Annotated in this window: 2 protein-coding genes; both read right to left on the minus strand. The window is 42.4% G+C overall.

Annotated elements, in window-relative coordinates:
- Positions 1-913 (minus strand): DUF6160 family protein (locus A3762_RS21060; RefSeq protein ID WP_068757491.1); only part of this gene is annotated, 913 nt, incomplete at its 3' end.
- Between the two features lie 132 nt (positions 914-1,045).
- A partial coding sequence (locus A3762_RS21065; protein WP_156493647.1) for an LptF/LptG family permease occupies positions 1,046-1,445 on the minus strand: 400 nt, incomplete at its 5' end.

Below are 1,445 nucleotides of genomic sequence, written 5' to 3' on the forward strand. Positions count from 1 at the left end.
ACTCCATATCGGTAATCATAAAGTATGCGCTCCAAGTAATTTTAGAGTTGGCATCTCCAACACCAGAACTCTGAGAAGCCTCAAATGAATCGATATCACCATCACCATTCAGGTCTTCAGCCCCAAAGCCATTGCCGTTATTAGAAATATGGAGGTCCTCAGGGCCGAGATATCCCTTCATTTTGAGATTACTGATGAGAGTGGTCGTACCATCTTCGCCTTCGTGCAGTCCAGTTGAATGATTTGAGTCAATATCAAGCCCTGCGCTTCCTATTTCATAATCGCTCCGTGCCAACCCTATTGCATCAATTTCAAACGCAAAATCAACCGCGTGCTCCGTCATCAACTCAAAAGTCTCATAGTCATCGGTTTCATAACGGTCGCTAGTTAAAAATGCAGCTTGCCCACCTTCTACCTGCCAAGGATCTGTGATATCGAAATGTATAACTAAGTCGCCGTCCTGGTAGGTTNTCTTATCGTCGATCGCAAGATCTCTCTTAGAATCGTAACCAAATGCTACGTCAGTAAACCTTTGGTCAACATTACCTGAAATCGCATATAGCGCTGCGTAGTCACGCATCTTAGAAAAACCATAGTCTAGAACATTGTCACCAGGGGTTGATCCATCGCCAGCAACATCAATCTCTAAACGAAGATTGTCCATGAAGTATTGAGAGGAGGAAGGGTCATGCAAATCATGCCCACCCATTCGAATGCCTTGCAGTAATAGAAAACCAGCGTCTTTGTACGCAAACTCGCCAATCTCATAGCGTGCTTCGACGTCAATAGTCAATCCAGCTTGACCAGTAACGTTTTGCAAATCTTGATCTTCTAACTTTATGAACTCAGCGTTTGCCCCATTAGAAATTGCACCAATTGCAACAACTAAACTGAGCCTTTTAAACGTGTTCATTACTTATCTCCGAGCAGAACTTTGTTCCCTCGAAATACAACACATACTTTCGAGCAAGTAACTTTTATTTATTATTGCTCGTTAGACTAACTTAATTCACAAAATTTTTCAATGCGCGTTTTTTTAATCGATCTAGCTTGCTCTCTTAATCATTAGCACACCGAAAGTAACGCACGCCAGTATTGGTAGAACCGTTGCTACGATCGGCTCAAATCCGAATACCATACTCGCAGGTCCTAACAAATCTTGAACATACTTAAAAGTCAGACCAACGATTAGGCCGACAAAGACTCTAGTCCCCATAGCGACACTTCTTAACGGCCCAAATACAAAAGAAATCGCAACTAAAACCAAAGACAATGTCGTTAGCGGCTGGAGCGCTTTTTTCCAAAACGACAGGACATACACCCCTCCATCTAAGTCTTGCTCATTTAAATACTTTGCATAAGAAAACAAGCCACTCATAGACAAGTTGTCTGGCTTAACGATTAGTATACTCAGCAACTCTGGGGTCAATTCAGTTTCCCAAGAA

It is taken from the genome of Oleiphilus sp. HI0125, from assembly GCF_001635355.1.